The organism is Pseudomonas sp. NPDC090755, assembly GCF_044769005.1.
Classification (GTDB): Bacteria; Pseudomonadota; Gammaproteobacteria; order Pseudomonadales; family Pseudomonadaceae; genus Aquipseudomonas.
The window spans coordinates 130,096-143,460 of record NZ_JBIVXC010000003.1 but is presented as its reverse complement, the minus strand read 5'-3'; the positions used below and the strand labels follow the sequence as shown (position 1 = coordinate 143,460).

The following is a 13,365-nucleotide window of genomic DNA, read 5'->3' as shown; positions in this document are numbered from 1 at the left end:
ACTTCCCAGCACAGGCCAAAACTGTCACCATCGCGCCTTTTTTCATCAAGGCTCCGGCCCAGGAAACGAGGGCAGGCGGACATCCGCGCGACAGTCCACTGCAGCGATGCGACACCCGCCCTCCCGCTGACCGCTTGCCCCTCCCGACCTTGTTGGCTGTCATTCGACCGCTATGCTAGCTTGGCGCTCGCCAGGACGGCCGACAACGGCAGGAACGCACCAGAACACATGAGGACCGCACATGGCTGAGGCCACGCCCGCGCTGGAAATCCGCAATCTGCACAAACGCTACGGCGAACAGGAGATTCTCAAGGGCATCTCGCTGACCGCACGCGATGGCGACGTGATCTCGATCCTGGGATCCTCCGGCTCCGGCAAGTCCACCCTGCTGCGCTGCATCAACCTGCTGGAAAATCCGCACCAGGGCCAGATCCTGGTGGCCGGTGAAGCGCTCAAGCTCAAGTCGGCGAAGAACGGCGAACTGGTCGCCGCCGACAACAAGCAGATCAATCGCCTGCGCAGCGAGATCGGCTTCGTGTTCCAGAATTTCAACCTGTGGCCGCACATGACCATCCTCGACAACATCATCGAGGCGCCACGCCGGGTGCTGGGCCAGAGCAAGGCCGAGGCCATCGAGCATGCCGAGGCGTTGCTGAACAAGGTCGGCATCCACGCCAAGCGCCACAGCTACCCCGCCGAACTGTCCGGTGGCCAGCAACAGCGCGCAGCCATCGCCCGCACCCTGGCCATGAAGCCCAAGGTCATCCTGTTCGACGAGCCGACCTCGGCCCTGGACCCGGAGATGGTCCAGGAAGTGCTCAACGTCATCCGCGCCCTCGCCGACGAAGGCCGGACCATGCTACTGGTTACGCACGAAATGGGATTTGCCCGCCAGGTGTCCAGCGAAGTCGTCTTCCTGCACCAGGGGCTGGTCGAAGAGCAGGGAACGCCGCAGCAGGTTTTCGAGAACCCGACCTCGGCGCGTTGTAAACAATTCATGTCCAGCAACCGCTAACGGAGCAACACGCATGCAGACCTATAAGAAATTCCTCCTGGCCGCTGCCGCCACGCTGGTGTTCTCGGCCAATGCCATGGCTGCCGAGAAACTGAAGATGGGCATCGAAGCGGCCTACCCGCCGTTCAACAACAAGGATGCCAGCGGCCAGGTGGTCGGCTTCGACAAGGACATCGGCGACGCCCTGTGCGCCAAGATGAAGGTCGAGTGTGAAGTGGTCACCTCCGACTGGGACGGTATCATTCCGGCACTGAACGCCAAGAAGTTCGACTTTATCGTCTCGTCGCTGTCGATCACCGACGAGCGCAAGCAGGCCGTCGACTTCACCGATCCGTACTACTCGAACAAGCAACAGTTCATCGCACCGAAGAACGTCGACTTCAAGACCGACCGTGCTTCGCTCAAGGGCAAGACCATCGGCACCCAGCGCGCCACCCAGGCCGCAACCTGGCTGGACGACAACGGTGGCATGGACGGCGAATTCAAGGTCAACCTCTATGACGGCCAGGAGAACGCCTACCTGGACCTGACCTCAGGCCGCGTCGACGCCCTGCTGGCTGACAAGTACGCCAACTACGACTGGCTCAAGTCCGAGGCCGGCAAGAACTACGAGTTCAAAGGCGACCCGGTGAACGAAGACGACAAGGTCGGTATCGCTGTGCGCAAAAAAGACGATGACCTGCGCAACAAGCTGAACGCTGCACTGAAGGAAATCGTTGCCGACGGCACCTACAAGAAGATCAACGACAAGTACTTCCCGTTCAGCATCTATTGATTCGCCCCGACCGGCACCGCCCACGAGGCGGTGCCGGTCCCTTGAACAAACCTGCCCATGAATATTGATCTTTACGGATTCGGTCCGGCCCTGATGGCCGGGACGCTGATGACCGTCAAACTCGCGTTGTCGGCCCTGTGCCTGGGACTGGTACTGGGGCTGCTTGGCGCCCTTGCCAAGACCTCGCCGTACAAACCCCTGCAATGGCTGGGTGGCTTCTATTCCACGCTGGTTCGCGGCGTGCCCGAACTGCTCTGGGTATTGTTGATTTACTTTGGCACCGTCAGCCTGATGAACCGGCTTGGCGAACTCCTGAATATTCCCGGTCTTGAGCTCAACGCCTTTTCCGCTGGCGTGATCGCCCTGGGCCTGTGCTTCGGTGCTTATGCCACAGAGGTCTTCCGTGGTGCGATCCTGGCCATCCCCAAGGGCCACCGTGAAGCGGGCCTGGCCCTGGGCCTGTCCAAAGGCCGGATCTTCTCCAGACTGATCCTGCCGCAGATGTGGCGTATTGCCCTGCCGGGCCTGGGCAACCTGTTCATGATCCTGATGAAGGACACCGCGCTGGTCTCGGTGATCGGCCTGGAAGAGATCATGCGTCACTCGCAGATCGCCGTGACGGTCAGCAAGCAGCCCTTCACGTTCTATATGGTCGCCGCCGTGATCTACCTGGGCCTGACCATCCTTGCCATGACCGGCATGCACTTCATGGAAAAACGCGCCGCACGCGGCTTCGCGAGGGCCAACCAATGAACTGGGAAGTCATCATCAAGTGGCTGCCACGCCTGGCCCAGGGCGCCACACTGACCCTGGAACTGGTGGCCATCGCCGTCATCGCCGGCCTGATCCTGGCCATTCCGCTGGGTATCGCCCGCTCGTCGCGGCACTGGTACGTGCGCGCCCTGCCCTTCGGCTACATCTTCTTCTTCCGTGGTACGCCACTGCTGGTCCAGCTGTTCCTGGTGTACTACGGCCTGGCCCAGTTCGACGCGGTCAGGAACAGTTCGCTGTGGCCCTACCTGCGTGATCCGTTCTGGTGCACGGTACTGACCATGACCCTGCACACCGCCGCCTACATCGCCGAGATCCTGCGCGGCGCACTGCAGGCCATCCCCCGTGGCGAGATCGAAGCGGCGCGTGCGCTGGGCATGTCCCGGGCCAAGGCGCTGTTCTACATCATGCTGCCACGGGCGGCACGGATCGGCCTGCCGGCCTACAGCAACGAAGTGATCCTGATGCTCAAGGCCAGCGCCCTGGCCAGTACCGTGACCCTGCTGGAACTGACCGGCATGGCCCGGACCATCATCGCCCGTACCTACCTGCCGGTGGAGATCTTCTTCGCCGCCGGCCTGTTCTACCTGCTGATCTCGTTCCTGCTGGTGCAGGCGTTCAAGCAACTTGAACGCTGGCTGCGCGTCGACGCCTGCCAGGGTCGCTAAACCTGTATAACGGGGCTGATCACAGCCCCGTTTTCATGACCGACCATGAATACTCCCCGCCCACTCGAAAATGCCCAACTGCTCAGCCGCTTCCAGGCCCTGGACAGTTTCCTGTGCGCGCACCAGGCATTGTGGCGGCCGCGCCCCTTCACCGAGCTGCAACTGCCCTGGGAAACCGAGCATCCGGCCCTGGCCAGCTGGCTGCGCAAGCGTTCGCTGGACGAAGCCGAAGCGGCGCACAACCACCCCGACCAGCTCGCCGCCCCTGCACCGTTTCCACAACTGGCCAGCAGCGCCAGGGCGCTTGGCGAAATCGGTGAGTTACCCACAATCGCTCTGCCAGCAGCGAGCCGTCGCCTGAACGTCGACGTGCCGGGACGCAAGTGGCAGCAGATCGAAGCCTTCGCCAGCCACCTGAACTTTGTTCGCCCAGCACAACACTGGCTCGACTGGTGCTCAGGCAAAGGCCATCTCGGCCGCCGCCTGCTGCAAGGTGACAGGCAGCGACTGACCTGCCTGGAATATGACCCGGCACTGGTCGAGGCGGGCCAACAACTGAGCCAGCATCATGGCCTGCACGCCGAACACCTGCTGCAGGACGTGCTGGCCGATGACGCCGGCCGCCACCTGGACAACACCCACACCACCGTCGCCCTGCACGCCTGTGGTGACCTGCATGTGCGCCTGATGCAACTGGCCAGCCGCCATGGCTGCCGGCAACTGGCGATCGCCCCCTGCTGCTACAACCGCACCCGGGCGTCGCAGTACCAGCCGCTGTCCACCGCCGCCAGCGCATCGGCACTGGAACTGTCCATCGATGACCTGGGCCTGCCGCTGAGCGAAACCGTTACCGCGGGCGCACGGGTGCGCCGCCAGCGCGACGAGTCGATGGCCCGGCGCCTGGGCTTCGACCTGCTGCAACGTCAGCTGCGCAATACGGATGAATACCTGCCGACGCCGTCGTTGCCGGTCAGCTGGCTGCACAAGCCCTTCGCCGACTACTGCCGTGAACTGGCCTCCCTCAAGGGTCTGCAGATCGACCGACAACTTGACTGGAATGCGCTCCAGGCGGCGGGCTGGCAGCGCCTGGCTGAAGTCCGCAACCTGGAGCTGCTGCGCAACCTGTTCCGCCGCCCGCTGGAACTGTGGCTGGTGCTCGATCGCGCCCTGTACCTGCAGGAGCAGGGTTACCAGGTACAGCTCGGGGTGTTTTGCGAGCAGCCCCTGACGCCGCGCAACCTGATGCTTCTGGCCGAACGCCAGTAGTGACCTGGCGCTGTGCGCAGCCTGTGGATAAGTCTGTGGGAAACCCTTTGAAAAAAACCGTGAAAACCTTGGATCCAAGCGCTTTCTGCGATTGATTGTTTTTTACCCAACCGCTGATAACCAGCAAAAACAGCCATTTGCGCAAAGACCAACGGCGCGTACTGGCCGGATGAACGTCCAACCGGTCTGGCACGCGCCTTGTGCATAAGCCATTTAGCAAATGGCTCTAAGCCGCAAAATCAGGCCAGTTTCAGCAGGCTCATACCTGCCAGCAACAACACCAGGCCCAACCAGCCGCGACCGGCCAGGCGCTGGCCGAACAGGGCCCAGCCCATGGCCACGGTCGCCATGATGCCGAAGCCACCCCAGATGGCATACGCCAGCGACAGTTCGATATCACGAACGGCCTGGGCCAGCGCGGTAAAGGCCGCCAGCACACAGAGAATCGAGGCGATACCCAGGCCACGACGGCGAAAGCCATCGGAATACTTGAGCAACAGGTTGGCGACCACTTCCAGCACGATCGCCAGCCCCAGCCAGGCGAAGGGAATCCAGTTCATGCTCAGCATGGCAAGGCCTCCCCGTTACGCTCTGCAGGTGCGGCGCGGGTACCGGCCTTGACCAGCAGGATACCGGCGATCATCACCCCCAGGCCCACGGCCTTGAGCAGGCCCAGGCTTTCGCCCAGCCAGGTGACGCTGACCAGAGTGATGAGCACGATACCGATCCCTTCCCACAAGGCGTAGGCAACACCCACCGGCACCCGTTTTACCGCCAGGGCCAGGAAGAAGTACGACAGACCGATCATGGCGTACATCAGCGCATGACCAAGAATCGGGTAATGACTGGCGGCGAATTTCATCGACGCCGTGCCGATCACCTCAGCGATGATGGCGATAAACAAATAGATCCAGGAACGCATGATGCCCTCCCACGGGCGACACAGACCGTACGCGCGAACGGCGACGGCTACAGACAAAAAGAGAGAAAAAAGCTGTTTGTCGGGGGAGGCGCTAAAGATCGCCGGTCCAGTGACGTTCACGGGAAACCAGGCGGGAGGTGAAGAGCGGAAACGCTTTACTGTTCAACATAATGAACAATAAATTAACTCAAGGCATCGCAAAAGTCAAAACGATAGAAAATTACTAATTAAATTTCGCGCTTTTAAGCCCGTATTCAGTTAAAAGCCCTTAAAGGCTGCTGAAAGCTTCGTAAATTATATTACCCGCCCGAATTCCCCCAGCTGTAGGAGCGGGCTTGCCCCGCGAAAGCCCCCCCTGCGACACCCCATCCCCAATCGAGTCAAATCGCCGCACCCATACAAATACAACAATTAATTATTGTATTACGATAATTTCTAGAAAATAATGCCCGCCGCTCAACCCTGAACGGAGGCAATCAATGGACAGCAAAACAGTGGCCTACGCGCGTTCGCGTCTTCGCCTGATCGGCGCTTTCGCCGCACTCCTGGCCTGGACGACCGCAGTGGTCGAATTCGGCGGCAACCTGCTGCTATGGATGTTCGACAAGGCCCAGGTACAAAGCGCCTACCTGCAAAGCTACGGCGAACAGATGCCGCTGCTGCTGGCACCGGACTATCAACCCTCCACCCTGGCACTTGGCCTGGTACTGGCCCTGGAACTGATTCCCAGCAGCCTGTCGGCACTGGCGCTGTTGTTCACCGGCTTGTTCTTCATGCGCCTGTCCCGAGGCCAGACCTGGACCGCCCCGAACATCCGGCTGCTGTGGTGGGTGGGCCTGCTGTGCCTCTGCACACCGATGCTCTGGCCCTTGATCGGCACGCTCCAGGGCCTGGCCTTCGCCATCGACCTGCCGGCCGGGGAAAGAAGCTTCAGCGTATCGATCGGTGTATCATCCGTGGCGGTTTACGAGATCATGAAAGGGATATTGCTCTGCGCCTTTTCACTCCTCATGCGTGACGCCAAAACCATCAGCGATGAACACAACTGTTATGTCTAGCTTCCCCCTATGCCGATAATCATCCGCCTCGACGTGGTCATGGCCAAGAACAAGATCCGCTCCAAGGATCTGGCCGAAATTATCGGGATTACGGAAGCGAACCTGTCGTTGCTGAAAAACGGCAAGATCAAGGGTTTCAAGATCGAGACCCTGGACAAGCTCTGTCGCGCATTGAACTGCCAGCCAGGCGACCTGCTGGAGTTCAGCGAAGAATGATCAAGGAACTGGCAACTCGTGAGCACTTCACACACGTGGCGCACCGCGCTGCTGCTGGCTGTCGCCCTGCTCGGCGGCTGCGGCCCCAGCTACAGCTATAGATACTCCCCGCCGCCCAGCATGATGGGCATGAACTGCATCAACAGCTGCGCCACCGAACGCAACCACTGCAAACAGATGGCCCGCCTGCAGGAAAACAGCGACCAGGCCCTGTACCAGGCCAACCTCAGAAGCTACCAGCACTGCCAGGCCGGCAAGAGCAAGAAAGACGCGCGCAACAGCTGCTACTACCCCAGCTACCCGTTCAACAGCGGCGCAAGCTATGCCTGCGGCAACGACTACGACAGCTGCTACCAGGCCTGCGGCGGCACCATCACCCGCGTACTGAACAAAGACTGAAACCTTCGGAGCTCGGACCTCACCGTGAACACCTTTCACCCTATCGCCCTGCTCGCCGTGCTCTTGACCCTGGCCGGCTGCAGCGGCGCAAACCCTGCGCCCGCAACCGCTTGGGACATGCCACAGATGCAAATCCTGGACGACCAGGGCTTGCCGGCCCAGCCTTACACCCACTGCAACAAGCGCGGATGCCACGACCACAAGCCACTGCTGTTCGACCCGACCAAAACCGAACCCAGTGCCACGACATTGCACCGCGGCTGGTAGGAAAACCCCCAGCGATAGTGGTTGAAAACGGGCATCGCAACGAATCTTGCAGAAGTGGTTTACAGACGCAAACCGATCGCTATAATGACGCCCCTGTGCCGGTATAGCTCAGATGGTAGAGCAACTGACTTGTAATCAGTAGGTCCCGGGTTCGATTCCTGGTGCCGGCACCATATTGAATAAGGCTCGCAGCGATGCGGGCCTTTTTTCATTTCTACCTCGGGGTTACGTCGGGGTTACGTTTCAGATAAATCGTCGGTGATTTCGACTGACTATTTTCTCGTCGAGGTCATGTAAGCTGGCCCTATCAGGCCTGCTATACAAAGCTGCGATCCCCGTGCGCCTCCACCGCTTCACCCAAATCAATCTTTCGCGCTTAGCAATCTGTCGGCCTCGCTACGAGAAATCGTCGGCCCAGACAGAGAAGCAATCGTCGGAGCTTACAAAAGAGCTTTGGAGCGCGCCGCCGACAAATTCCTCATGAACGCCAATCGAAAGTAACTTCAGTACTCGGAGCTTCTTAACAGGTACGTGCGCGAACGAAATAGCAGGAGCGATTCGCCGATCTGCACAATGGCCCGAGCCGCTAAGCTTTCCTCTCAACAGAGGAAACACATTGCGGAAACCGAAGGCTTGCAGTACATCTCGAAGCGCTTAGCCGGTAGGAAAGGAACTCTAAAATGACGATCGACTCCAGAGAGCTTCAATGCGAGTCCGCGCTTGCAAAAAATAATCCTTCAGCCCCGTCTGCGGGAGGGTGAAAAGTGCTTTTGTGCTTTTTGATCGGCTCACGAACATCCTAACCCTGAGCCTTGTTTGGTGGTTGCGAAAGTGATGGCAATACGATAGCTTTGCGCTTGGCTTATGGGCAGATTTTGGATCGCGGATCGCGATCAGTGGTAACAATGTCCGAAAGACTGCTCCTATGAGGCTCCTCTCTGCTTAAGAGTCCCTCCAAGTTTGCGAAGGAGTGCCCATAAGCCACCCTTTTTACTCAGCTCAGTACCCAATATGAGAAAAATCGACGCTCTTCGAGCTGTACGGACAAAGCCTGAACTTGCTCGACTTTTAGGCGTAAGGGCATCTGAGCTCACATATGTCTTATATGTGCTGAAACCTCCTACGCAATATGTTTCCTTCAAAATCCCTAAAAAAAGTGGTGGTGATCGTACTATTCACTCACCATCGGATCGACTGAAGGTAATACAGTCTTCCTTGTCGGATCTCCTTCTGGATTGTATCGACGACATAAATAAATCAAAGCCCGGAAAACCACACCTAGATCGCTTTGTTAAAGGCAAGAAAGAAAAGCTGCTGGATAGCAAGAAAAAAAAGCCTTTAGAATATGTTTTTACGCCTACGCTTTCGCACGGCTTTGTCCGAAATCGATCAATTATTACCAATGCAATGATGCACCTGCATAAGAAAAACGTTCTTAATGTGGATCTGCAAAACTTTTTTGACAGTTTTAATTTTGGGCGTGTTAGAGGTTTTTTCATATCAAATAGGCATTTCCAGCTTGATCCAAATGTCGCAACTGTAATCGCCCAGATTGCTTGTTATGATAATAAACTCCCTCAGGGGAGTCCTAGCTCACCCGTAATAACTAATTTGATTACTCATTCTTTAGATATTAGTCTCGCAAAGTTAGCATTCGAGCATTCTTGTACATACTCTAGATATGCCGATGACATTACATTTTCGACACGCGAGAAAATTTTCCCCCCTCAGATTATGAGTGAGGAAAGCGGAAGTTATACTGCCGGAAGCCAATTGACGCACGAGATCACGAAGGCAGGTTTTAGTCTGAATTCGAAAAAAACTCGTATTCAGTACAATTCCTCTCGTCAAGACGTAACTGGGCTTGTTGCAAACAAGAAGCCGAATGTCAAGTGCGAGTATTGGCGTACAGTTAGATCTCAATGTCACTTGCTGTTTAAAAGCGGTAGCTTTGTTACGAAAATTAACGATGAGGAAGTAGTCGGTAATATCAATGAATTGGAAGGTAGGTTAAATTTTATTGATCAGGTCGATTATTATAATCGTCTTCGTCAAAAGCCTGCGCTAAATCCTGAGTACGCGCTGTCCAAACATGCGATAAATACGCGCGAGCTACTTAGCGGTAGAGAAACTACTTTTAGCAGGTTTTTGTATTATCGTGCGTTTTATGCAAATGAAAAGCCGACTATTCTCTGCGAGGGTAAAACAGATAATATTTATCTGAAATCCGCGATTAATATGCTTGTGTCTAATTATCCAAAATTAGCCAAGCCAAAAACAGTTACTGCCGCTTATCAGTTGCTGGTTTCTTTCTATAATTACACTGAGCGTACAAGATTCTTGCTTCAGCTGTATGGTGGGTCTTCGTATCTGAAGTCATTCATTGAAAGCTTCGATGCACAATGTCGCTTTTATAAGGCACCTAAGCCACAGCATCCAGTTATTATTGTTTTGGATAATGATACCGGCTTTAATGACATAAATAGTTTGTTGATTAAGAAAAAAGCGGAGGCATTCGGTAGCGCATCCGGTAAGGAAGGATATCGGACAGCAGATTTTATACATGTTGTTAGAAATCTTTATATTGTAGTTACTCCACGTAATGCTGCAGGCACCGACTCGGCGATCGAAGATCTTTTCACTCGTGCAACACTCGATGAACAGGTCGGTGGAAAGAAATTCAAACCAGCTAACAAGATTGACACAGACACTCATTATGGTAAGGAGATTTTCGCCAAAAAGGTAGTTTTGGCGAAAAAAAGTAGTATAGACTTTTCTGGCTTCAAAATTCTTCTTGATCGAATTGTTCAGTGTCTGGAACACTACGATAAAATAAAATAGTTAGATTTAGGTTTTTAGTTTGGTTGTTGGCCGTCTAAAGATGGAAATTATTACTGGCTTATCTGGCCGGTCATCTAATTCTTTTCATTAGACAGGGTTGATACCTGAGTTTCGCCTCATCGTAAAAATGGTGGGTTGCCCATTGGCACACCCTCAACAACAAGGTTGTATCAACCGCGCCCCCTGAATCCGCACATTCCCCACTGCCCGATCCACCGCAAACCATTCAAAATCTCAGCTAAGCGCTTTGAATGCTCGGCATGATTAAGGAAGCATGCGGCGCGACTACTCTCGGAACTTCCAGTTATTTTCGACTTGGTTTGGGATGCTACTGTCGTAGCACTGATGACTGCTCCGGAGGTGAAACGGTACCCACGATCTGACAGGGCATGGGTAGACGAGGGCTTAAATGGTCCTGTTGGGCACATGGTTGAAGCGCTATTTAAAGATCCTGCGAAGATTACATTCATGCCGTGCGCAGGCCTCTCGGATAGTTGGAAACGTTGACTCAAGCAGCTTTTGAATCTGCCTGGTGATTATCGGCCACACACCGTAGTGATGATCTCTCCCCATCTCAATTGGCTGTTCCAGACTTATCCTAATTGGACTGAGGCTCAGATTTTATCACTCTCAGGCGGAGAGAAAGATGACAGCATGGCATCTGGGCATGGGTACTTATGGCGTGCTCAACAACCACAGCGCTCCCTTTATCTGATGCTGGAACCTGGATTCACTGCTCTTGCGCGCCAATCAGGTAACAGCCGGAACCATGCAAATGCTCTAGCAGCGCTGCTGTTAGCCGGTTGGGGCGATGATCAGGACGCACTAGATTCCGAGCGCTTAATCACTAACGTAGAAATGCGTGAGATCCTGATACATGCTGGCGAGGAATTGCGTACGCAGGTTCTCTGGTATCTCGAACGCTGGACTCTTGAGCCTGAAAGCGAATGAGGTGATCGCGTAGTTCCATTTCTAACCCAGGTATGGCCTCGTCAACGTGACGTCCGCACGACATCAGTCGTCCGCGCGTCTTGCTGATTTCGCGCTTACTATACCCGACCGGTTTCCAGATATCGTGGAGGCAATCCTTCCAAGACTCGTTCCAGCACATAGCGCATCATTACGAATTGGCTCGTTTTTGACCGCCGAGCCCGGTAGTAACATTGCAAGACGACATCCAAAGGCGCTTCTTGATTTACTTTGGGCCATCCTAACCGAAGAAGCGGTCACTTGGCCTTATGGTATAGATGTGCTTTTCAGTCAGCTTTCCGAAAGTACCGAGACTCAAAATGATCCGAGATTGGCGGAACCGAAACGTCCAGAACAGCGGCGTTAGGGTAAAAATAAATGGACGCTCCAGCCAATACGGCAGCGGACTCTGCACATGGACTTACCAGCTGATTTTCTAGCGTTCCAATACTTTTTTGTAGACTTTTCGGAGCAGTACGCGCGCGAGCTGAATCTCCGATTTCATCTGGGGGAGCTTCAAGGGGTAGCATTCCAATCTATAAGCATTTCTGTGGGCGTCATGTCATCAAGCGCTCTCGTAGGACTGATATACCGTTTCTTCAGGATTTCTATCTAGATGCCTAGGATGAGTCTCAATGGTTCACCTCCTCGTCCTGAGGCCTATTTCAACAAACCCGCCTTGGCACGCGGTTGAAGATTCTGGGCCTTACTCACTCAGATTTCTGAATCAATCAGCAATGACGCTCAAGACTTTTGAGAGCAGTACACGCACGAGGGCAATCTGATGAGCGACTGGCCGCGCACAAATCACCTTGTTGACTAGCCATGGAAACGAGTTACGCACACGCAAGAAATGCGAGACTGCGGCTCAACCAGAAATGGCTGACCGCAATGGCTCGCATGGAGATGGGGGATTTCGGCAGCTACATATCAATATGTATTTTCTTCCGTCTCTGAAAAGTAATCAGTAGGTCCCGGGTTCGATTCCTGGTGCCGGCACCATACGCAGTAGAAAGAGGCTCACCGCAAGGTGGGCCTTTTTTGTTTGCGCGTCAGGATTTGCCTCTGGGCCAACAAGCTCAGTCCCCTAGTCGCTCAGCCGCCTTACGGTAGACCTGCTCCCGCTCACGCTTATCCACCGCAACCACAAACACCACCACCTCCTGGTCTATCACCTGGTAAACCAGCCGATACCCACTGCTACTCAGCTTGATCTTGTAGCAATCGGGTAAGCCATGAAGCCGATTGGCCTCTATTCGTGGATTCAGCAAAACCGCAGCGAGCTTTTTCTTAAGCTGCTGGCGAACCGTGTCGCCGAGCTTGTGCCATTCCTTCAGCGCTCGCGCATCGAATTCAAGGCTATAGATCATCCAGCGAAACCTTCACCCTCTGGGGTGCGGCAAGTCGTTCTCGAACCTTTGCGAAAAGCGCTTCATCCTCTTCAGTCATCAAGACCGGTTTGAAGGGAAGCTGCCCACGCTCTGCCACATACTGCAAGGCTTGGCGCATCAGCTCAGAAGGGGTGACACCAAGCTTTTCAAGCTCGCGGTAGGCGCGTGCTTTAAGCTCGTCGTCGATACGAACATTGATAGACGCCATGGCATCGGCCTCGTGTAATGACAATAGTCTTTACAGTGACCCAAAGTGGCTCAATGAGCAAGCAGACCTGCTGACAGGCCGACGGAGCGCCCAGCCCGGAATACCCAGAAATCACCTGTTTCTGTAGGGGCGGGCTTGCCCCGCGATTGCGTGCTGTCAGTCACATCGCATCGCGGGGCAAGCCCGCTCCTACCCCCGGTTGTGTCAGGCTTTGCGGTTCAAGGCTTCGTTTTCCAGGCCATCCAGCACGGCATCTACCAGGCCCTTGGCCATTTCGGCGGAATGCAGGGTAGACCAGAGCAAGCCTTTCTTGGGCAAGCCGTCGATGTGCTCGCACGCCTGCTGGGCCGTATCGTAGATGCCTTGCAGTAACAGCGAAGCATGGACCAGGGCATCTTCGGCTTCGATACCGTCACGTACGGCGAACAGAGGTGGGTGTCCGGCGCCACAGGAGCCGAAAGGGGTTGCGGCAGTCTTGCCTAGGAGGGATTGCGGGGGATCGGGAACTATCTTTTTTGTCATTGCGATCGTCTCTTTTGATGGAGCCGTCACCGCCTGCGACCAAGCAAGTTGGGTGGCAGCTGTACGCAGGTTGGTCG

General features: G+C 55.4%; 16 protein-coding genes and 1 tRNA gene. 12 read left to right on the top strand and 5 right to left on the bottom strand.

Features of this window, described 5'->3' with window-relative positions; genetic code table 11:
* The first annotated feature begins 241 nt into the window (after positions 1 to 241).
* From ACIQUS_RS07585 to ACIQUS_RS07565, 5 genes are read left to right on the top strand one after another with little or no spacing between them, the layout of a single operon-like run.
* Positions 242 to 1,015 carry an ABC transporter ATP-binding protein gene (locus ACIQUS_RS07585; protein ID WP_403045004.1) on the top strand — a complete coding sequence of 258 codons (774 nt, stop codon included), beginning with the start codon at positions 242 to 244 and terminating at the stop codon, positions 1,013 to 1,015.
* A 13-nt stretch (positions 1,016 to 1,028) separates the two neighbouring features.
* Complete coding sequence (locus tag ACIQUS_RS07580; protein WP_403045001.1) at positions 1,029 to 1,790, top strand: ABC transporter substrate-binding protein; 762 nt, start codon at positions 1,029 to 1,031, stop codon at positions 1,788 to 1,790.
* A gap of 57 nt (positions 1,791 to 1,847) precedes the next feature.
* Complete coding sequence (locus ACIQUS_RS07575) at positions 1,848 to 2,543, top strand: ABC transporter permease (RefSeq protein WP_403044999.1); 696 nt, start codon at positions 1,848 to 1,850, stop codon at positions 2,541 to 2,543.
* A complete protein-coding gene (locus tag ACIQUS_RS07570) occupies positions 2,540 to 3,229 on the top strand; it encodes an ABC transporter permease (protein ID WP_403044996.1) in 690 nt (229 codons plus the stop codon). The genes ACIQUS_RS07575 and ACIQUS_RS07570 overlap by 4 nt, the downstream gene beginning before the upstream one ends.
* Positions 3,230 to 3,274: 45 nt before the next feature.
* Positions 3,275 to 4,495 (top strand): methyltransferase, encoded by a 1,221-nt coding sequence (locus tag ACIQUS_RS07565; protein WP_403044994.1) that lies wholly within the window; start codon positions 3,275 to 3,277, stop codon positions 4,493 to 4,495.
* Between the two features lie 239 nt (positions 4,496 to 4,734).
* Here the strand turns inward: ACIQUS_RS07565 and mdtI are convergent, their stop codons facing one another.
* Both mdtI and ACIQUS_RS07555 read right to left on the bottom strand, forming a co-directional pair.
* Complete coding sequence (mdtI, locus tag ACIQUS_RS07560) at positions 4,735 to 5,064, bottom strand: multidrug/spermidine efflux SMR transporter subunit MdtI (protein ID WP_403044992.1); 330 nt, start codon at positions 5,062 to 5,064, stop codon at positions 4,735 to 4,737.
* On the bottom strand, positions 5,058 to 5,417 hold the full coding sequence (locus tag ACIQUS_RS07555; protein ID WP_403044989.1) for an SMR family transporter: 360 nt from the start codon (positions 5,415 to 5,417) through the stop codon (positions 5,058 to 5,060). Before ACIQUS_RS07555 ends, mdtI begins: the two co-directional genes overlap by 7 nt.
* A 479-nt stretch (positions 5,418 to 5,896) precedes the next feature.
* On the opposite strand from ACIQUS_RS07555, the gene ACIQUS_RS07550 reads away from it, so the two are divergent.
* From ACIQUS_RS07550 to ACIQUS_RS07520, 7 genes are all read left to right on the top strand, one after another.
* A complete protein-coding gene (locus ACIQUS_RS07550) occupies positions 5,897 to 6,475 on the top strand; it encodes a hypothetical protein (RefSeq protein WP_403044986.1) in 579 nt (192 codons plus the stop codon).
* Positions 6,476 to 6,484: 9 nt separating this feature from the next.
* Positions 6,485 to 6,691, top strand: coding sequence for a helix-turn-helix transcriptional regulator (locus ACIQUS_RS07545; RefSeq protein ID WP_285863790.1), 207 nt, complete (start codon positions 6,485 to 6,487; stop codon positions 6,689 to 6,691).
* 18 nt (positions 6,692 to 6,709) lie between these two features.
* On the top strand, positions 6,710 to 7,090 hold the full coding sequence (locus ACIQUS_RS07540) for a hypothetical protein (protein ID WP_403044983.1): 381 nt from the start codon (positions 6,710 to 6,712) through the stop codon (positions 7,088 to 7,090).
* 24 nt (positions 7,091 to 7,114) lie between these two features.
* A complete protein-coding gene (locus tag ACIQUS_RS07535; RefSeq protein WP_403044981.1) occupies positions 7,115 to 7,357 on the top strand; it encodes a hypothetical protein in 243 nt (80 codons plus the stop codon).
* A gap of 97 nt (positions 7,358 to 7,454) precedes the next feature.
* A tRNA-Thr gene (locus ACIQUS_RS07530) sits at positions 7,455 to 7,530 on the top strand.
* A gap of 838 nt (positions 7,531 to 8,368) precedes the next feature.
* Complete coding sequence (locus ACIQUS_RS07525; protein ID WP_403044978.1) at positions 8,369 to 10,198, top strand: retron Ec67 family RNA-directed DNA polymerase/endonuclease; 1,830 nt, start codon at positions 8,369 to 8,371, stop codon at positions 10,196 to 10,198.
* Between the two features lie 519 nt (positions 10,199 to 10,717).
* Positions 10,718 to 11,149 (top strand): hypothetical protein, encoded by a 432-nt coding sequence (locus tag ACIQUS_RS07520; RefSeq protein WP_403044975.1) that lies wholly within the window; start codon positions 10,718 to 10,720, stop codon positions 11,147 to 11,149.
* A 1,097-nt stretch (positions 11,150 to 12,246) separates the two neighbouring features.
* Here ACIQUS_RS07520 and ACIQUS_RS07515 read toward each other — a convergent pair.
* The 3 genes from ACIQUS_RS07515 to ACIQUS_RS07505 all read right to left on the bottom strand — a co-directional run bounded on the left by ACIQUS_RS07515 (position 12,247) and on the right by ACIQUS_RS07505 (position 13,288).
* Positions 12,247 to 12,537 (bottom strand): type II toxin-antitoxin system RelE/ParE family toxin, encoded by a 291-nt coding sequence (locus ACIQUS_RS07515; RefSeq protein ID WP_403044972.1) that lies wholly within the window; start codon positions 12,535 to 12,537, stop codon positions 12,247 to 12,249.
* Entirely contained in the window at positions 12,527 to 12,766 is a 240-nt protein-coding gene (locus ACIQUS_RS07510; RefSeq protein ID WP_403044969.1) for a type II toxin-antitoxin system RelB/DinJ family antitoxin, read from the bottom strand. The genes ACIQUS_RS07515 and ACIQUS_RS07510 overlap by 11 nt, the downstream gene beginning before the upstream one ends.
* Positions 12,767 to 12,970: 204 nt before the next feature.
* Positions 12,971 to 13,288 (bottom strand): DUF3077 domain-containing protein, encoded by a 318-nt coding sequence (locus tag ACIQUS_RS07505; protein WP_403044966.1) that lies wholly within the window; start codon positions 13,286 to 13,288, stop codon positions 12,971 to 12,973.
* Between the last annotated feature and the right edge of the window lie 77 nt (positions 13,289 to 13,365).